This window comes from Streptomyces sp. NBC_00289 (genome assembly GCF_041435115.1).
Taxonomy (GTDB): Bacteria; Actinomycetota; Actinomycetes; order Streptomycetales; family Streptomycetaceae; genus Streptomyces.
On sequence record NZ_CP108046.1, the window covers coordinates 10,239,913 to 10,257,189 of the forward strand.

Below are 17,277 nucleotides of genomic sequence, written 5' to 3' on the forward strand. Positions count from 1 at the left end.
CCAAGTCCGTCACCCGCCCGTCCCCTGCCCCCTGACATGCCCAGAGAATGAAAATGACAGACACTCACCCCGCTTCCCCCGTCGGCGACGACATTCCCTACCTGCAGTTTTGGTGGCTTCACGATGCCCGTTGGTACCAAGGGGTCCTCAAGCGGTACGGCCCCGATGCCGCCAACGAGATCAACGAAGAGGCCGCACGCTTCATGGCCCGCCGCGTGGGCCGATGGTGCGCCCGGCGCTACGGAATCCGGCTCGACGATCGCCCGCTGGAAGAGTTCCTGCCCCGCTTCGCCCTGATTCAGCAGATCATGTTCCCCGACGACCGCCATATGCGCATCCAGCACACTTTGCTGAGCGACAGCGAATGGGAAACGGCCATCACGGACATCTTCCCCAAGCGGATGCTGCGCGCAGCCGGAACCACCGACGGCTACCGGTGCCCGTGCATGGCCATGCGCTCGGGATGGTTCGAGGCAGTGGGGGTCAGCGGGCAGGACGAGCGTCTGGAGTGCGAGCTGGAAGGCGGGCAGGCGTGCCGGTTCCGCATGAAGGTGACCCGCCCCGGCGTGAACGACGACGGCACTGACGGCGCGGCAGGTGCCGACCGATGAGCATGGGAGTCCAGCCGCGGCTGGCCGCTTCGGACACGCTTGGCGAAGTTGCCTCTGTCCTGGGCGACGCGGCAGACGGTATCTCCGGTAGCCCCGCAAGGGTCGACTTGTGGTGCGATCCTGTGTGCCCCTGGGCTTGGACGACCGCGCAGTGGCTGCTGGAGGTACGGCGATACCGGCCACTCGCCCTCAGATTTCGGGTGATGAGCCTTGTCCTCCTCAACGAGGGGCGTACTGACGTGGACGCCCGCTACCGCCTTCTCGCCCGGCACGGATGGGGGCCGGCCCGCCTATGTATCGCCGCTGAACAGGACTTCGGGCCGCAGTCGCTGGCCCGCCTCTATCCGGCGCTGGCACGGCGGTTCCACGACAAACCTGTACGCCGCGGGCCCTCCGCACTGCGCGATGCCCTGACAGAGGCACAGCTGCCCCCGCACCTGGTGCAGACCGCCACCTCGACCGTCCACGACGAAGCCCTGCGTGTCAGCCACGAGCAGGCGGTGGCCGCCTTCGGCGCCCAGGCGGGAACCCCGTTGCTCAGTCTGCACCAGGAAGGCCGAACCGCAACCACATTCTTCGGACCGGTGCTCGACACAGTGCCGCTCGGAGCCGACGCGGTCCGACTATGGGACGGATTGTTCGCTTTGATGCTGACCAGCGGTTTCAGAGAACTCAAGCGCCATCGTGGCGCGGAGCCTGCCCGCAACTGACCGCATGAGCCGCACCGCGACGGTGGTCCTTCGAGCGTTGTACAGCCGATCCCCAGTCGGTCCCCAGCCGTACCTGATGACTGCCTTGCCGCGCTCCGTCCCATCCATCCCTCATGAGAGTCAGGGAAGTGCTGAGCCTTCCTCCCCTAGAGATCCTCACCGCGCAACAACAACCGTGCTGGCCTGATCCCGCACAGGTGGAGGACGTCAGAGCCACCCTCCGCAGCCTGGCGCCCTTGATAACCGTCGCAGAACTCAACACGCTGAGATCCCGACTGGAGCTGGTTGAGAGCGGTCGGTCCCTGGTGCTGCAGGGCGGCGACTGCGCCGAGCTGTTCCAGGAGGCCGGAGTCGAGACTGTCAACCGCAAACTGGATCTGCTCCGTCGTCTGTCGGATGCCTGCCGTTCGGGCACAGGGATGCCCGTGGTGACGATCGGTCGGTTGGCCGGCCAGTACGCCAAGCCACGGTCGCAGGCGGAGGAGCGACTTCCGGACGGTCGCAGCGTCCCCAGCTATCGGGGAGACGCTGTCAATGGCGCTGCTGCCGACCCGGCCGCCCGGCAGCACGATCCCCGACGTCTGCTGATCGCCTACGCCAGGGCGAGACATGTCCTGAAGCACGTCGGCGCCACCTGGCGGGAATGGCCGCCTGAGGAGCACGTTTTCGTCTCCCACGAATTGCTACTCAAAGACTACGAGCTTCCCTTGGTGCGCGGATGGGACGAGACCCATTATGCCAGCTCGGGCCACTTCGGCTGGATCGGGGATCGGACCCGGGCTCTGGATGAATGGCATGTTTCCTTCGCGGAGAACATCTGCAATCCCGTCGGCGTCAAGATCGGTCCCACGGCTGCCCCTGCAGACGTGGCCCGACTGGTGGCACGGCTCAACCCCCTTGCAGAACCCGGGAGACTTACCCTGATCGTCCGCATGGGCGCTGCTGCCGTCGAATACGCCCTTTCTCCCATCGTCGCCGCCGTGGCGCGGCAAGGGATTCCGGTCACCTGGCTGTGCGACCCCATGCACGGCAACACCGTCACCACAACCCGAGGCCAAAAGACCCGGTTAATGCCCGCGATGATGCAGGAGGTGACTTCGTTCGTCGCTGTCCTGCGCGGGGCCGGCCAATGGGCCGGGGGGCTGCACATCGAGGTCACTCCCGATCACGTCGTCGAATGCGCGTGGCACCCAGACGACCTCAGCTCACCGCAGGCGGCCCGCTACACCAGCGCCTGCGACCCCCGCTTGAATACCGATCAGGCCGACGCCCTCGTACGGCACTTCCTCGCCGTGACGTAGCCGCGTCCCGCGCGCCTCCCTTAATGAGCTGTCACAGCGCCTCGCATCGCTCCCCCCCGGGTCTCGAAAGGACAAAAAATGAGTCATCGTCAAGACAATGTGTGCATTGTCGGGATGGGACCACGAGGCTTGGGTGTCCTGCTGCGCCTGCACGCGAACCTTTGCATCCATCCACCCGACTCGCCTGTCGCGGTCCATGTGGTGGACCCCTACCCCCCAGGTTCCGGTCGGATCTGGCGGTCCGACCAGCCCGACTGCCTCCTCATGAACACCGTGGCCTCCCAGATCACGGTGTTTCCGGATGAGACCGTCGTCATGCAAGGCCCCCTCGTGACCGGCCCGAGCCTGTGGGAATGGGCTCAGGAGGTGGCCTCCGCGCCCGAAGACTTCGGTGTCGACAGCGCCTGCAGCCAGGAGGCACATAGACTCACCGGCGATACCTACCCCAGCCGCCGGTTCTACGGCACATATCTGGGCTGGGTTTTCCGCAAGACGGTCGCCGCGGCGTCGCCGTACATGCACGTCGTCGTGCATCGCTCTAGAGCGGTCCGGCTCGACGACTCTGCTGTACCCGGGACCACCGGTGAGCGCTTCCGCGACACCCCCCGGCAACGGGTGCCGTTGGAGAACGGAACTGTCCTGAATGACCTGAGCACAGTCGTACTGACACAGGGGCACCTGCCCGTAAGACCTGACTTCCGCGAACGCGAACGGGAACGCTTCGCCCGACGGCATGGCTTGATCTACGTTCCACCTGGTAGTCCCGCCGATGCCGACCTCTCAATGATCGCCCCGGGCCAGCCGGTGGCGCTGGTCGGACTCGGGCTGTGCTTCTTCGATTACCTGGCGCTGCTAACCGACGGACGGGGCGGGGAGTTTGTCCGACGTAACGGTCGACTGGTCTACCATCCGTCCGGGCGTGAACCGGTGATGGTGGCCGGGTCCCGGCGCGGGATCCCGTATCACGCCCGCGCCGTCAACGAGAAAGGGCCGCACGGTCGGCACGAGCCACTAGTCCTGACAGCCACGTTCGCCGAGTGGTTGCGCAGCGCGCGTACCGGTGCGGCGGGGCTGAACTTCAGACGCGAGATCTGGCCATTGATCGCCAAGGAAGTCGAAACCGTCTACTACGCGCGGATCGTCGAACAGCAAGCGTCCGCGGAAACCATGGTCCTCTTCCGGCGCCGCTACCTGACTGAGCCATGGGGCAGCAAGGGCGAGGCTGCCCTGCGCAGGGAATTCGGTATTCCGCAGGGGCGAACCTGGGACTGGCGGACTCTCGCTGCCCCCTACCGCGACCGGACCTTCACGGGTCCCGCCGACTTCCGGCACTGGCTGCTGGAACACCTGACGCAGGACATCGCACTGGCATCATTGGGTAACGTCAGCGGGCCGACCAAGGCGGCCCTGGATGTCCTGCGGGACCTGCGGAACGAGGTCCGCCTCACCGTCGACCACGCGGGTCTGGCCGCATGTTCACATCGTGAGGACCTTGACCGCTGGTTCACACCGCTGAACGCCTTCTTGTCCATAGGACCGCCCATCCAGCGTATCGAAGAGGTGGAAGCACTTGTCCGGGCGGGACTTCTAGAAGTGGTCGGACCAGATGCACAGGTGGACTGCTCGGACCAGCAGGGCACGTTCACACTCCGGTCGCCGTCCGTGCCAGGCTCGCTCCATACCGCCACGGCACTGATCGAAGCCCGCTTGCCGGCACCGGACCTGCGGCGCACCGCAGATCCGCTGCTGACCCACCTGCTGAACACGGGCCAGTGCGCCTCCTACGAGATCCGCGACCCCGAAGGCAGCGCCTACGACACGGGTGGCCTGCAGGTGTCGGCCAGGTCCTATCGGGTCGTACTGCCCAACGGCGGCGAGCATCCTCGCCGGCTCGCCTTCGGCGTTCCCACCGAGGGCATCCACTGGGGCACCGCCGCTGGCGCCCGACCTGGTGTGAACTCGGTGACCTTGGCCGACGCCGACGCAGTCGCCCGCGCCGTCCTCGACCGCATCAAGCAGGATCGAGCGGCGCTTGCCCGCCCTGAAGAGGGCTACGCCCCGAGGAGCAGTCTCATGCCGCAGTCACCTCAACTCGCCACCCCTACCATCAGCGAGGCCACCACATCGTGAATGCTCAGACGCAGGCACCTGATGCCTGCTCCTGCCCGCACGGGCAACAGGTCACAAACCTGCACGACACTGGACTGCTGACGCCCGTCCGGGTCGGGGCGCCCATCGAGGACGTGGTCTCGGACCGCGCGTGGCTGCAGGCCATGCTGGAGACCGAAGCCGCCCTCGCCCGTGCTCAGGCGCGGCTCGGTACGGTGCCGGCTTTCGCAGCCGAGGCAATCTCCGCGACCGTCCGAGCCCACACGTTCGATCTTCGCGGCCTTGCCCGCAGAGCCCGAGCTGCCGCGAATCCGGTGGTTCCGCTTGTCGAGGAGCTGGCGGCGGCCGTCCGGGACCGGGATCCAGACGCAGCACGCTTCGTCCACCTGGGCTCCACCAGCCAGGACATCCTGGACACCGCCGCCATGCTCGTGGCGGTGCGCGGCATCACACTGATCGTCCAGCACCTGGACCAGGCGGCCGAAGCGCTGGCAGCGCTCGCTTCCCGCCATCGGGAAGACGCCATGGCGGGACGGACTCTGACCCAGCACGCCACCCCGACCACCTTCGGTCTGAAGGCCGCAGGGTGGCTCATGGGGCTCCTCGATGCCCGGGACCGACTGGAGGAACTGCTCGGCACCCGTCTTCCAGTGCAGCTCGGGGGCGCGGCGGGCACCATGGCCGCGTACCTGCAAGCCCACGATGTCCCCCCGCCCCAGGCCAGTACGTACACCACGGAACTGACCCGGGCCTTCGCAACCGAACTCGGCCTCGCCGAGCCGGTCCTGCCCTGGCACACCCGGCGCAGCCCGATGGCGGACCTGGCCCATGGATTGAACGTCACCGTAGGAGCCCTCGGCAAGATCGCGCTTGACGTCCTCAGCCTGGCCCGCACCGAAGTAGCCGAGATCGCCGAGCCTGCCGGACACGGAAACGGTGCCTCCTCGGCGATGCCGCAAAAACAGAACCCCGCGCTGGCCACCCTCATCAGAACAGCCGCCCTGCAAGTCCCGCCGCTCACTTTGACGCTGGTGCAGAGCATGGCCTCGGAAGACGAACGCCCCGCCGGCGCGTGGCACGCCGAGTGGATGCCGCTGCGCGAGAGCCTGCGCCTGGTCGGCGGCGCCGCCAGCACCGCAGCCGACCTCTGCAGCGGCATGATGGTCGACGCCGCCCGGATGCGCGCCAACCTAGCATCCACCGGCGCACTGATCGTCTCCGAGAGGCTCTCCGCAGTCCTCGGCCGCCGGCTTCCCGGCCGGTCGGCCAAGTCGGTTGTCGCACAAGCCTGCCGGGATGCTCAGGCCAGCGGGCGGCCACTGCCGGCCGTCCTTCTGGAGATACCCGGGATCAGCGATGTCCTCTCGGCCGGGGAGATCGACGACCTGCTCGATCCGGCGCAGTACCTGGGAGCAGCAAAGCACTTCGTCGACCGCGCGCTCGAGCACTACAGCTCCCGCGCACACGTCGCCCGGGAATGAGGACGCGGCACCGAGCGGCCTGATCAAACCATGTCGGCTCTGACGCGGCCACTGCCGTTCCGCGGTCCGCCGCCGGCAGCCCGTCAGAAGCAGTCCAGCGGCGGTTCGAACATCGACCGAAACATCTTTCCACCAGCTTTTACTGAGGAGAACCAGAGTCATGCCCGCACACGCCCCCTCCACCAACACCGAGCTGCTTGAGGCGACACGGACCGTCATCGCCGGAGGCAGCAGCAGCAACATGCGCAACCTCGGCATCCAGGACCCCCTCGTCATCGATCGGGCCCAGGGCGCGCGTATCTGGGACATCGAGGGCAACGAACTCATCGATGTGAATATGGGATATGGCCCTCACCTCTTCGGCTTTGCCGACCCCGACGTCGTCGAGCCGGTCGCCGAGCGGCTGCGGCTTGGAGCGATGACCGGAATCATCCACCGGCTCGATCACCAGGCGGGAGAACTCATCTCCGCGCTGATCCCCTCGATCGAACAGGTCCGCTTCGCCAACTCCGGCACCGAGGCGATCACCTCCGCACTCCGCCTGGCCCGCTTCACCACCGGCCGGAACCTCATCGTGACCTTCGAGGGCCACTACCACGGCTGGAGCGAAACCGTCCTGCGCGACCCGATCACCACCGATTCCGAAGGAGAGCGGGACGGACTGCGCGGTGCTCCGGGAATGATCCCCGAGGCACTGCATCACACCGTCCAACTCCCCTGGAACGACGTCGATGCCCTCACCGCGGTCTTCACCGAACACGGGTCCGACATCGCCGCTGTGATCTGCGAGCCCATCTGCGCCAACGCGGGCCTGGTGCACCCGCTGCCCGGGTTCCTCGAGCGACTGGCGGACCTCACGGCCGAACACGGCGCGCTCCTGATCTTCGATGAGGTGATCACCGGGTTCCGTGTCTCACGGGGTGGGGCCCAGGAGCTGCTCGGTGTTCGCCCCGACCTCACGATCGTGTCCAAGGTCCTCGGGGGCGGATTCCCGGTGGCCGCCTTCGGCGGCAGCCGTCGCCTGATGCGGCCACTCGCCTCGAACCAGGCGTTCCACGGCGGCGTCTACAGTGGCAATCACGCGGCCATGCAGGCCGTGGTCAGCATGCTGCAGAAGATCCAGGGACACGACTCCGCCTACGACGACCTCGAACGATCCTGCGCCTTCCTGGAGAAGAGTCTGCGCTCCGTCTTCGCAGAGGCAGGCTACGGCGTGCGGATCGCCCGAGCCGGATCGGTCATGTCCGTAGCCCTCCTGAACAGCCCTCAGCAAGGCCTGGAAGCCTACGACGCGGCGATGAACGCAATCGATTTCCCCACCCACCGGCGGTTCCAGCTTCACTGCCAGCGTCTGGGACTGTACTTCCACCCCAACCCCCTCGAGCCGTGGTTCCTCAGCACCGCGCACAGCGACGCGGACCTGGACCGGATCGTGGACGTCATCGTCCGGAGCCTGCGTGCCCTCTCCACCAGGTGACACCGCGGAGCCAAGCCCTGACGCGGGGACCCACTCAGCACGCTCGTCGGCACCAGTCAAACAGATCGTGGCTGGTGCCGACAGCCAGCAACAGCCATGCAGCGGCTGGCCGCCGCGCGGGGCTACGACAGGGCGGAGCCCTGCGCCGGACGTGGTGAGCGTAGTCGTCGCACCGGTGCGCGGCAACGAACGGGAAGCAGCCCGCGGACTGCTGCTGCGGGCAATCGCAAGATCCATGAACATCCCGGTCGCGGGCCTCCGGATCGATCACGCGCCAGGCGGGCAGCCGATCCTGCGGGGGAGTGAGCACGTCCATGTGAGCATCAGCCACGGACAGGGAGTGGTCGCGGTGGCGTTCAGCCGGACCTGTCCCGTCGGAGTCGATGTGGAGATGATCAGACCCCTGCCCGCTCTGGCGCTGGCCCGCAGGTACTTCGACCGCCGCGAGGCGGAGTGGCTGCACGGACTGTCCGCGCATGAGCGACCCGCTGCGTTTCTCTGGCTCTGGAGCAGCAAGGAAGCCCTCGGCAAGGCAGAGGGGAACGGGCTGCGGGGCGGCGGGGTAGGCCGCCGCATCCCCACACCTGGGACCTGGCCACCCCCTCTCGCCGGGCCGCAGCTGAGGGTCTTGCCCTGGGAGCCGACGCTGATGCTGGCGGATCCGCTGGTGACCCCGGGGCATGTCGTGGCCACCGCGGTACGAGCGCAGGCCGGCTGCGGGATTCGCGTCCGCATGAAAGTCGCCGACTGAGGAGCAGTGTCAGCCACGGCATGGATGTCTGGGGATCTACTTGGCACGTCAGCTTCACAAATAGCTAGTTCACCGCGGGCGACCCTGTTCAAGGACTGATGGCGCTCCCCTGATCCGTCACACTCGACCAACCCTCATCCATTCATCTATTTCACTCAGATTGAAGGTTCCTCATCATGTCCAAGGTTCTCCTTGTCCTAGGTCACCCCGACCTGTCTCGGTCGAAGGCCAATGCGGCGCTCGTGGACGCCGTCCGTGACTTGGCCCATGTCACCGTGCACGACCTCTACGCCGCCTACCCCGACTTCCAGATCGACGCCGATGCTGAGCGGACGCTCTTGGCCGAACACGAAGTGATCGTCTTCCAGCACCCGGTGTACTGGTACAACACCACTCCTTTGTTCAAGCAGTGGCAGGACAAGGTTTTCACTCTCGGCTGGGCCTTCACCATGGACGGCTCTACCTCGCAGCTGGCGGGCAAAAAGGCTGTTGTCGCCGTCACCGCCGGCGTCCCTGCCGAGCGCTACACCCCCGAAGGCATGAACAGGGCCACTCTCGAGACTTTCCTCAGCAGCTGGGAAGCGACCCTGAGGCTGTGCCAGTTTGACATCCAGCCGATGGTCAAGCTGTACGGCACTGTCTTCGGCCTCTCCGATGAGGGCCTAGCCACCGCCGCGACGCGGTATAGGGAACTCCTAGCCTCTTTCGCTGCGGCGGATTCAACCGGTCAGCGCAAAGAGTCCTGTGAGATGGCGTAGCCGCTGATCACAGGAGGAGCCGGATGCAAGGCAGGCGTGGTCATCTCAGCCGGGAGCAGAAGCGGCTGGCGCTCAGATTGCACGCGCAGGGGTGGCGGCTGGTTGATATCGCCCGTGAGATCGGCTGCAGTGCGCCGATGGTTGGGATCATGACTCGTACCGGACGCCTGACGGCGGCCGTGGCAAGCTCCCCATAGGCGGCCATTTACCGCCCCACTGATGGCCACGGGTTTCCCCGCGTACGGCCAGTTTTCTCCCCGCTCGCCCCGAGTAGCCCCGCTCGGCGACGCTGGAGCGGGTGAAGAACAGCAGGGAGATCATGGAGATCCTTGAGGCATACGACCTCACAGGCAGTTACCGTGCCGCGGCCGAGCTGGCCGGGTGCGACCACCACACGGTGGCCCACTATGTGAAGATGCGGGCCGTCGGTCAGCATGAACCGCGCTGGGTTTCGTAGAGACTTCAGTTCTTGGCTGGGTCCCCGGTCGTGGGGTGGTGTTCAGCGTAGTAGTTGTCCTCGTGCTCGGCGGGTGGGATATCTCCGATCTTGGTGTGGAGGCGGCGGTTGTTGTACCAGTCGACCCACTCAGCGGTCGCGAACTCGACGTCCGTGAGGGTCCGCCACGGACCGGCCCGCTCGATGAGCTCGGTCTTGTAGAGGCCGATCATGGACTCCATCAGGGCGTTGTCATACACATCACCGACGGTGCCGATGGACGCGTCCAGACCTGCTGCCATCAGGTGGGCGGTGAAGGTGAACGCCGTGTATTGGGCGAGTTCAACGCACGGGCCTTGACCCTTGATCTTGGACACACGAGACACTGGATCCTGAGGATCTGAGAACGGACATCTCGTGGTCATGAAGAACTATCCGCCGCAGTTCAAGGCGGACGCCGTCGCGCTGTACCAGTCGCGGCCCGAGGCGACGATCCGGCAGGTCGCTGCCGATCTGGGGATCAATCCCGAGACGCTGCGCAACTGGGTCCGGGCAGCCGGTGCGAGCCGGCCGCGGGGACGACGGGCAGAGGCGCCGACCGAGCCGCCGACCCCGTTGGAGGCGGAGAACGCTGCTCTGCGCAAGAAGGTCCGCGAGCTGGAGGAGGAACGCGAGATCCTGCGCAAGGCGGCGAAGTATTTCGCCGGGGAGACGCGCTGGTGAACCGCTTCCAGTTCGTTGCCGACCACCACCGCCGCTACGGCGTGAAGCGGCTGTGCACCATCCTGGGCATCGCCCGCTCCAGCTTCTACTACTGGCGTGCGACGGCCGCGGACCGGGCCGCCCGGCAGATGGCCGACGCCCGACTCGCCGCCCGGATACGGGCCGTGCACCGCGACTCGGACGGCACCTACGGCGTCCCGCGGATCACCGCCGAACTCCGCGAGACGGGCGAGCGCATCAACCACAAGCGAATCGCGCGCGTGATGCGGAGCATCGGCCTGGCAGGCGTGCGCTTGCGCCGCAGGCACCGCACCACTGTTACGGATCCGGCCGCGGCGAAGGCCCCGGACCTGATCGGCCGCGACTTCACCGCGACCGATCCGAACACCAAGTACGTCGGCGACATCACGTATCTCCCGCTGGACGGCGGGAAGTTTCCGGGTCAAGGCCCGAGCTTCTTCTGGTTGTCTTTGACGATCACGATGTAGTGGGCTTCGTGGCCGAGGAGGTAGTCGGCGTGCTCGCGTTGGTGTGCATGGCGTCGCTGGTGACGACCACCCCGGCCAGGTCTGTGATGGTCTCCAGCAACGGCTGGAAGCAGGTGATCTCGTTCGTCTTCTCAGCGACGTCCAGCTGGGTCAGGACCAGGCCGGTGGTGTGGTCCAGGGCTGCGAGCAGGTGGATCCTGTGGCCGTTGGCCCTGGCCGCTCCGCGAAGGCTTTTGCCGTCGACCGCCAAGCCGCTCGGCCGGCCCTGGGTTTGGTTGCGGCGGTCGGACAGCCAGCGGCCGACCGCCGGGTCCAATGCGTCGCCGTCGATCCGGGCCAGCAGTCGTCGGACTGTCGTTTCCGCAGGCAGGGCCCGTTTGGGGAGAAGGGGTCGAGTCGCACGCCGACGTGTTCCAGCACGTGGGGCGGAGCGTCGGTGATCCATTCGCCGACCGCCAGCAGCGACGTCGCCCCCGCCAGTACCGCGCAGGCGGCCAGGGCAAGGACGCCGACCAGACAGTGGCGCACTCCACGGGGATCACGCGGATCGGGCACCTGGGCGAGGCGGCCCAGCAGTCCGGGCACTTCTTCCGGCGCGAGTCCTGGATGCTCGCGGAGTTGGTCAAGGGCAGGCGGGATCAGCGATGATGCTTCGGCAGGCACGGTCTTCCAGGCAGGTCACGGGGCGTCGAGAACTCCATGATCTTGGAAGCCGTGCCTGTTCCGCTCTCCCTGACCGATCAACCAGGCGAACCGTCATGAACCAGACACCCGACGACTACACCGAAGCCCTGGGAGCTGCCGAACAATAACTCCTCGGTATTCATGGGCTGGATGCGGTGGTGTCGGAGGGGACGAAGGCAGAACTGGTGGATGTGTTCGGGCTGTTGCTGCCACATCTCGATGAGCGGCAGCAGCGTCTGACGCTGGGTGCGGCGGCGGCCCGTGTTCTGGGCCATGGAGGGATTCGCAGGGTGGCCCAGGCGGCCGGGGTGGCTGAGTCCACGGTGTCGCGCGGGAAGCGGGAGCTGGAGGACAAGGAGGAGTCTGCGGGTCGGGTCCGGGCGCCGGGCGCGGGGCGGAGGTCCTTGCGGGAGGTGGATCCGGGGCTGGTGCCCGCGTTGCTGGCGCTGGTCGAGCCGGACCAGCGGGGCGACCCGGAATCTCCGCTGCTGTGGACGGTGAAGTCCACCCGGAATCTGGCGGCCGAGCTGACTCGGCAGGGGCGCCGGGTCGGCTCGGACACGGTGGGCCTCACTGCTGAAGGCGGAGGGGTTCTCCCTGCAGGGCACCTCGAGGACCACCGGGGGAGCCCGGCACCCGGACAGGACGCCCAGTTCCGTTACATCAACGATCAGGTCACGGCATACCTCGCCGACGGGCAGCCGGTCATCAGCGTGGACGCCAAGAAGAAGGAGACGCTGGGCAGCTACGCGGTCATCGGACGCGAATGGCACCGCGCCGGGCAGCCGGTGCAGGTCCGCGCGCATGATTTTCCCGAGAAGGGCGCCCAGAAGGCGGTGCCCTACGGAATCTACGACATCGGCGCGGACGCCGGCTGGGTGTCGGTGGGCTGCGACGGGGACACCTCCGCCTTCGCCGTGGCCACCTTGCGCCGCTGGTGGAACGGTGAGGGGCGACGCCGCTACCCGCACGCTTCCCGCCTGTTGGTCACCGCCGACGCCGGAGGCTCCAACGGCTACCGTGTGCGCGCCTGGAAGAAGGAACTCGCGGACTTCGCCTATGAGACGGGCGTTGATGTGACGGTCTGTCACTTTCTGCCGGGAACTTCGAAGTGGAACAAAATAGAGCACCGGCTGTTCTCGCAGATCAGCATCAACTGGCGCGGCAGGCCCCTGACCAGCCACGAAGTCGTCGTCAGCACCATCGGAGCGACCACCACACGCAACGGACTGTCGTCCACGCCGACTTCGACCCTGGCACTTACCCCACCGGGGGCACCGTCCCTGACAGTGTCATGGACCGCCTGCCCCTCACGCCGCACGACTGGCACGGCACGTGGAACTACACCCTGCGCCCCGAACCCCTCGCCCCTGAACCACCCCCGCCCGGTGCCGAGTTCGGGCGTTTCCCGGCCGGTGACAAGCTGCCTGCCTGGCTGCGGCACCCCAGCCTCACCGGACTCGAGCCCGCCGCCTTCGACGAGCTCACCGCCCGCTACCAAGCTGGTGCACCGAGCACCCGCCGATCTTTCTGCCCGGAAAGCGCCCCGCCGGCGGCCCCGGCGCCGGCGGCAGACGGCTCTCCGTCGCCGACCAGCTGATCGTCTTCCTCCTCAAGAAGCGCTGGTCCATGGACCAGGCACCGCTCGCCGAGGCAACCGGCCTGCCCAAGAGCAGGATCGGCGCGACCCTCCGGGAGACCACCCCCGTTCTCGCCGCGCTCGGGCACACCGTCTCGACCGGCGCCCTCACCATGACCACGGCCCAACAGCTCGCCGAGATCGCCGGGCACGACCTCACACCCCCGTGATCCTCACCAAGATCGAGGAGTTATTGTGTGGCAGCTCCCAGGGGCAGTAACCCGAGTTGAGCACTCGATACTCAGTGTCAAGGCACCGGTTCTAGCGTCCTGTAGAGATAGACCTACTGACCTTGAATGCGTGATGTCGTCATGGTGGCTGGCGCCGGAGGCCGGTGCCGGTGAGGCAGCCGTCGAGGACGTCGTGGCGGTACTGGAGCTGGCGTAGGCCGCGTCGGACGGCAGTGATCAGGTCGTCGGGGTTGGCGAAGGCGCGGTTGGCTGTGGTCGTGCGTCGCAGGACGGACCAGATGCCCTCGACCGGGTTGAGGTCGGGTGCGTAGGGCGGGAGTTGGAAGACCGTGAGCCAGTCGCGGTCGGCGATGTAGCGGCGCATGCCGGCGGTGAGGTGGGTGTTGAGGTTGTCCCAGACCAGCACGATCGGGCCGCCAAGCTGCTGGTGGGCGGTCTGGATCAGGTCGCGGTAGTCCTTCCAGGAGAAGCTTTTGCGCCCATCGGGCCGGGCGTCTGGGCAGGGCCGGTAGATCAGCCGCGAGGGTTCGCCGGTCTTGTAGCAGGCCACGGCGGCCACCGATAAGCGGCGGCGGGAGCGGCCCCGGACGCGGACCACAGGGGTGTGGCCGCGGTGGGACCAGGTGCGGATGATCGGCGGCGTCATCGAGAATCCGGCTTCGTCCTCGAAGACGAGCCAGGCGTCGAGCGCCGCCACGGTCCTTCCACCTGGGGCCAGGTCTCCTTCACCCAGCCGGCCACCACGTTCTCGTCCCGCTCGATCGCCCGCCGGGCGGGAACCTGGCAGCTCCAACCGTGCCGCTTGAGCAGGGCGGCGACCCCTTGCACGGTGTAGCTCTTGTGGAAGCGGCGCCCGATCAGCGTCCTGATCCGCGACAGGGTCCAGGTCTGGTCCGGCCACCCGTGTGCCACCGGCCCCTTGGCCAGCTCACGCTCCAGCACGGCGAACAGTTCGTCATTGAGAAGCGGCAGCGATGCCGGGCCCCTGGAGGCCAGGGCCCGGGGCCCGTTCTGCGACCAGGCTCTGCGCCACCGCTGTACCGACCGGACGCTGACCCGCAGGTCGTGAGCGATGACCGGGTTCTCGTCGCCCTGCCTGAACCGCTCGGCCGCCTCCATCCTCAACTTCTCGCGGAAGGCCCGCCGTTCGTCGGTCAGTCCGCCCCCTTGCGCATACCTCATGCGGTCGGCATACCGCAGGGATCAAGAGGCGTCAGCCGCTACGACACCACCCTTTGAAGGTCAGTAACTCTATCGTTGAGCTTCGGCAGAAACTGAACTCTACCTGAGGAATTTCGTGAAAAAGGCTGTCACAGCTTGGATAGCGACTGCAGGGGTAGCCCTATTGGCGTCCGTTGCATTCCCCGCCTATCATTCGATGAGCGAGCATTCGGATCGCTCATCTGAGTTCTCCGGCCGAATTGGGCCCGCCGGTGCCGGACTGGCCATCTCAATAGAAGACGAAAAGGCGGTCGCCTATTTCTGCGACGGAAAGAAAGAGGAATCTTGGCTCAAGGGGTCAGTTGCGCCGAGCGGAGAGATCACCCTAAAGGGAATAGATGGCAGCCACTTGACTGCGAAGAAGTCTCAGGGCCACACCGTCGGAAAACTCGAGTTGAATGGCAGAAAAGCCCAATCTTTTGATCTGGCGGCATCGAAAGCTTCGGACATCATGTTCCGTGCGGCCAGCCGGTCAGATGCCCGAACTATCAGTGTCGGGTGGTTGATCCTGAACGATGGCACTCAACTCGGTGTTTTGGATCGCGCTGGAAGAAGAAGTCCTGCGCCAGCCCTTCCCCCTGCCCGTAGGCAAATAGCAGTAGAAGGCACAGAACTGCATATCGAAAGAGTTACCCCGCGCCGCCCACCGAGCCCTCCTAAAACTGCGGCTCCTGCACCCTCCCGCGGTGGGAGCACATCCACCACGAGCCCTCCTAAAACTGCGGCTCCTGCACCCTCCCGCGGTGGGAGCACATCCACCACGAGCCCTCCTAAAACTGCGGCTCCTGCACCCTCCCGCGGTGGGAGCACATCCACCACGAGCCCTCCTAAAACTGCGGCTCCTGCACCCTCCCGCGGTGGGAGCACATCCACCACGAGCCCTCCTAAAACTGCGGCTCCTGCACCCTCCCGCGGTGGGAGCACATCCACCACGAGCCCTCCTAAAACTGCGGCTCCTGCACCCTCCCGCGGTGGGAGCACATCCACCACGAGCCCTCCTAAAACTGCGGCTCCTGCACCCTCCCGCGGTGGGAGCACATCCACCACGAGCCCTCCTAAAACTGCGGCTCCTGCACCCTCCCGCGGTGGGAGCACATCCACCACGAGCCCTCCTAAAACTGCGGCTCCTGCACCCTCCCGCGGCGGGAGCACATCCACCACGAGCCCTCCTAAAACTGCGGCTCCTGCACCCTCCCGCGGTGGGAGCACATCCACCACGAGCCCTCCTAAAACTGCGGCTCCTGCACCCTCCCGCGGCGGGAGCACATCCACCACGGAGTTTTTTCAACGAATCTCATTTCCATGAGGGTTATTCACAAGCCCACGGGGAGGCTTCCACCCCTTGGTCAACAGCAACGACCCCGCTCGGTAACCTGACGAGTTCTCACACAAGACAGGTGTTGCCGGGGCGGGGTCGTTGGGTTGGCAGGTTACAACCGGGTTGGATGCGGAGCAATTGACCGAGCTCTGGCTCGGGTGCATACGGCGCTTGGCGGCAGCGGGCGGGTCTCGCGGGGACGGCCGTTCGTGCTGGGGCTGTACCGGTCGGTGGTGATGGTGCTGTTCCTGCTGCGGCAGAACCCAGTCCAGCAGGCGGCGGCCGAGCTGTTCGGCTGCAGCCAGTCCACCGTCTCACGTCGGCTCGATCTGCTCGGGCCGCTGCTGGAGCAGGTCCTTGCCGAGTTCGTCCCCGACCCGGCGGAGGCGAGCACGGGGAAGGTGGTGCTGGTCGACGGCACACTGTTACCACCTGGGACTGGGCGGGCCGGGGCACCGAGCTGTTCAGCGGCAAGCATGGCGACACCGGGTTCAACCTGCAGATCGCCGCCACTTTGGACGGCGGCCTGCTCGCGGTCTCCGCCCCCGTTCCGGGGTCCTGGCACGACATCCGCGCCTGGCGGGAATCAGGCTTCCCCGGTCTGTTCCCCGACTGCGAGACGATGGGTGACCTCGGCTATATCGGCACCGGCGTCCATCAGTACCCTGCGCGCCGCCGTCGAACGAGCGATCGCACACCTGAAGGACTGTAAGATCCTCGCCACCCGCTACCGCGGCCCACTCGACACCCTCCCGAGCATCGTCCGCACTATCACCGCACTCGCGTTCTTCCGAACCTCCTGGTGAGGCTTATGGATAACCCTACATGATCGGTTGAGTCTCAATCCACCGCGCGGTAGTCGGTCTGTGGACGCGAAATGAGAAGAGGTGCCCGCTGACCTGGGGTGATGTGAGTTCCTACCGGGCTTGGGAATCGCGCGTTCGCGTGCCGGCATCGGGCTCCAGGCCCGTGCCTTGAGCCGCTCACGCACCTCAGTCAGGAAGGCAGGGACGCCGATCTCGGACTCGATCCAGCCGACCGTGCGGCCTCCACGCCGGGAGTCCGCGCCCCCTGATTACCCGCAACCCGGTCCCACGCGATTCGCAGCGTGGCCGGGTCGTGCACGAAGTTGAACAGGTCGTCGAACCTGCGGCCGGGGTCGGCCGCCGCCCAACGGTGAAGCTTGGCCTGCATCTCCGATACCCGCTGACGGGGCGCCGTTTCGGGGCCCGTTGGCGGAGCGTCGCCGTTCGGCGGCGCATCTTCCGGCATCGCAGCATCCTTCCCTTCTCGATACCGCTGCCGCCCTTCCCATGTGACCGGCTTTCCCGGCCTCGGAGTACTACGGCGGCTCCGCCCCGTCCCGGACCGATCAGTCG

Annotated in this window: 15 protein-coding genes and 6 pseudogenes; 15 read left to right on the plus strand and 6 right to left on the minus strand. The window is 66.6% G+C overall.

The features are described from left to right. The first annotated feature begins 47 nt into the window (after window positions 1-47). The 10 genes and pseudogenes from OG985_RS46725 (at window position 48) to OG985_RS46770 (ending at window position 9,655) form a co-directional block, all read left to right on the plus strand. Window positions 48-611, plus strand: a complete 564-nt coding sequence (locus OG985_RS46725; protein ID WP_371666586.1) for a hypothetical protein — start codon at window positions 48-50, stop codon at window positions 609-611. Window positions 612-613: 2 nt separating this feature from the next. Further along, window positions 614-1,321, plus strand: a complete 708-nt coding sequence (locus tag OG985_RS46730; protein WP_371674698.1) for a disulfide bond formation protein DsbA — start codon at window positions 614-616, stop codon at window positions 1,319-1,321. A 128-nt stretch (window positions 1,322-1,449) separates the two neighbouring features. Continuing rightward, the gene (locus OG985_RS46735; RefSeq protein ID WP_371666584.1) at window positions 1,450-2,622 is read left to right on the plus strand and encodes a 3-deoxy-7-phosphoheptulonate synthase; all 1,173 of its coding nucleotides are present in this window, start codon (window positions 1,450-1,452) and stop codon (window positions 2,620-2,622) included. A gap of 114 nt (window positions 2,623-2,736) precedes the next feature. Next, the gene (locus OG985_RS46740; RefSeq protein ID WP_371674699.1) at window positions 2,737-4,752 is read left to right on the plus strand and encodes an FAD/NAD(P)-binding protein; all 2,016 of its coding nucleotides are present in this window, start codon (window positions 2,737-2,739) and stop codon (window positions 4,750-4,752) included. Further along, entirely contained in the window at window positions 4,749-6,212 is a 1,464-nt protein-coding gene (gene pcaB / locus OG985_RS46745) for a 3-carboxy-cis,cis-muconate cycloisomerase (RefSeq protein ID WP_371666582.1), read from the plus strand. Before OG985_RS46740 ends, pcaB begins: the two co-directional genes overlap by 4 nt. Window positions 6,213-6,372: 160 nt before the next feature. Then, window positions 6,373-7,689: an aspartate aminotransferase family protein gene (locus OG985_RS46750; RefSeq protein WP_371666581.1), complete on the plus strand. Its 1,317-nt coding sequence runs from the start codon at window positions 6,373-6,375 to the stop codon at window positions 7,687-7,689. 154 nt (window positions 7,690-7,843) lie between these two features. Then, window positions 7,844-8,440: a 4'-phosphopantetheinyl transferase superfamily protein gene (locus OG985_RS46755; protein WP_371666580.1), complete on the plus strand. Its 597-nt coding sequence runs from the start codon at window positions 7,844-7,846 to the stop codon at window positions 8,438-8,440. 176 nt (window positions 8,441-8,616) lie between these two features. Then, a complete protein-coding gene (locus tag OG985_RS46760; RefSeq protein WP_371666579.1) occupies window positions 8,617-9,198 on the plus strand; it encodes an NAD(P)H-dependent oxidoreductase in 582 nt (193 codons plus the stop codon). A 23-nt stretch (window positions 9,199-9,221) separates the two neighbouring features. Further along, window positions 9,222-9,365: pseudogene (locus OG985_RS46765) on the plus strand (IS30 family transposase); the annotation flags it as partial. Between the two features lie 131 nt (window positions 9,366-9,496). After that, a complete protein-coding gene (locus OG985_RS46770; RefSeq protein ID WP_371674710.1) occupies window positions 9,497-9,655 on the plus strand; it encodes a hypothetical protein in 159 nt (52 codons plus the stop codon). Window positions 9,656-9,660: 5 nt separating this feature from the next. On the opposite strand, the pseudogene OG985_RS46775 reads toward OG985_RS46770, so the two are convergent. Continuing rightward, window positions 9,661-9,939 (minus strand): annotated as a pseudogene (locus OG985_RS46775) (integrase core domain-containing protein); the annotation flags it as partial. 112 nt (window positions 9,940-10,051) lie between these two features. On the opposite strand from OG985_RS46775, the pseudogene OG985_RS46780 reads away from it, so the two are divergent. Continuing rightward, window positions 10,052-10,794: pseudogene (locus tag OG985_RS46780) on the plus strand (IS3 family transposase); the annotation flags it as partial. Between the two features lie 40 nt (window positions 10,795-10,834). On the opposite strand, the gene OG985_RS46785 reads toward OG985_RS46780, so the two are convergent. The 3 genes and pseudogenes from OG985_RS46785 to OG985_RS46795 all read right to left on the minus strand — a co-directional run bounded on the left by OG985_RS46785 (window position 10,835) and on the right by OG985_RS46795 (window position 11,804). Then, window positions 10,835-11,290: an ISAs1 family transposase gene (locus OG985_RS46785; protein ID WP_371674183.1), complete on the minus strand. Its 456-nt coding sequence runs from the start codon at window positions 11,288-11,290 to the stop codon at window positions 10,835-10,837. Next, window positions 11,284-11,508 (minus strand): annotated as a pseudogene (locus OG985_RS46790) (transposase family protein); the annotation flags it as partial. The gene OG985_RS46785 and the pseudogene OG985_RS46790, both read right to left, overlap by 7 nt. A gap of 77 nt (window positions 11,509-11,585) precedes the next feature. After that, window positions 11,586-11,804 carry a hypothetical protein gene (locus tag OG985_RS46795; RefSeq protein ID WP_371674709.1) on the minus strand — a complete coding sequence of 73 codons (219 nt, stop codon included), beginning with the start codon at window positions 11,802-11,804 and terminating at the stop codon, window positions 11,586-11,588. Between OG985_RS46795 and OG985_RS46800 the strand changes: the two are divergent. Further along, window positions 11,721-13,129: pseudogene (locus OG985_RS46800) on the plus strand (ISAzo13 family transposase). The gene OG985_RS46795 and the pseudogene OG985_RS46800 sit on opposite strands and share 84 nt — an antisense overlap. Window positions 13,130-13,158: 29 nt before the next feature. Continuing rightward, a complete protein-coding gene (locus tag OG985_RS46805; RefSeq protein ID WP_371666522.1) occupies window positions 13,159-13,338 on the plus strand; it encodes a hypothetical protein in 180 nt (59 codons plus the stop codon). A 139-nt stretch (window positions 13,339-13,477) separates the two neighbouring features. Here OG985_RS46805 and OG985_RS46810 read toward each other — a convergent pair whose 3' ends face one another. Beyond that, window positions 13,478-14,005 (minus strand): transposase, encoded by a 528-nt coding sequence (locus OG985_RS46810; protein WP_371674223.1) that lies wholly within the window; start codon window positions 14,003-14,005, stop codon window positions 13,478-13,480. Then, window positions 14,002-14,541 carry a winged helix-turn-helix domain-containing protein gene (locus OG985_RS46815; protein ID WP_371666577.1) on the minus strand — a complete coding sequence of 180 codons (540 nt, stop codon included), beginning with the start codon at window positions 14,539-14,541 and terminating at the stop codon, window positions 14,002-14,004. The genes OG985_RS46810 and OG985_RS46815 overlap by 4 nt, the downstream gene beginning before the upstream one ends. 1,593 nt (window positions 14,542-16,134) lie before the next feature. On the opposite strand from OG985_RS46815, the pseudogene OG985_RS46820 reads away from it, so the two are divergent. Next, window positions 16,135-16,248, plus strand: a pseudogene (locus tag OG985_RS46820) (transposase family protein); the annotation flags it as partial. Between the two features lie 110 nt (window positions 16,249-16,358). Next, window positions 16,359-16,610 carry a transposase family protein gene (locus tag OG985_RS46825; RefSeq protein WP_371674700.1) on the plus strand — a complete coding sequence of 84 codons (252 nt, stop codon included), beginning with the start codon at window positions 16,359-16,361 and terminating at the stop codon, window positions 16,608-16,610. Window positions 16,611-17,277: the final 667 nt, after the last annotated feature.

Bases quoted from the DNA above. Each gene is read 5' to 3' on its own strand.
- OG985_RS46810 (WP_371674223.1), bottom strand. From the start codon at position 14,005: ATGACGCCGCCGATCATCCGCACCTGGTCCCACCGCGGCCACACCCCT.
- OG985_RS46740 (WP_371674699.1), top strand. From the start codon at position 2,737: ATGGGACCACGAGGCTTGGGTGTCCTGCTGCGCCTGCACGCGAACCTT.
- OG985_RS46815 (WP_371666577.1), bottom strand. From the start codon at position 14,541: ATGAGGTATGCGCAAGGGGGCGGACTGACCGACGAACGGCGGGCCTTC.
- OG985_RS46805 (WP_371666522.1), top strand. From the start codon at position 13,159: ATGGACCAGGCACCGCTCGCCGAGGCAACCGGCCTGCCCAAGAGCAGG.
- OG985_RS46785 (WP_371674183.1), bottom strand. From the start codon at position 11,290: ATGGATCACCGACGCTCCGCCCCACGTGCTGGAACACGTCGGCGTGCG.
- OG985_RS46760 (WP_371666579.1), top strand. From the start codon at position 8,617: ATGTCCAAGGTTCTCCTTGTCCTAGGTCACCCCGACCTGTCTCGGTCG.
- OG985_RS46795 (WP_371674709.1), bottom strand. From the start codon at position 11,804: ATGGCCCAGAACACGGGCCGCCGCCGCACCCAGCGTCAGACGCTGCTG.
- OG985_RS46725 (WP_371666586.1), top strand. From the start codon at position 48: ATGAAAATGACAGACACTCACCCCGCTTCCCCCGTCGGCGACGACATT.
- OG985_RS46750 (WP_371666581.1), top strand. From the start codon at position 6,373: ATGCCCGCACACGCCCCCTCCACCAACACCGAGCTGCTTGAGGCGACA.
- OG985_RS46730 (WP_371674698.1), top strand. From the start codon at position 614: ATGGGAGTCCAGCCGCGGCTGGCCGCTTCGGACACGCTTGGCGAAGTT.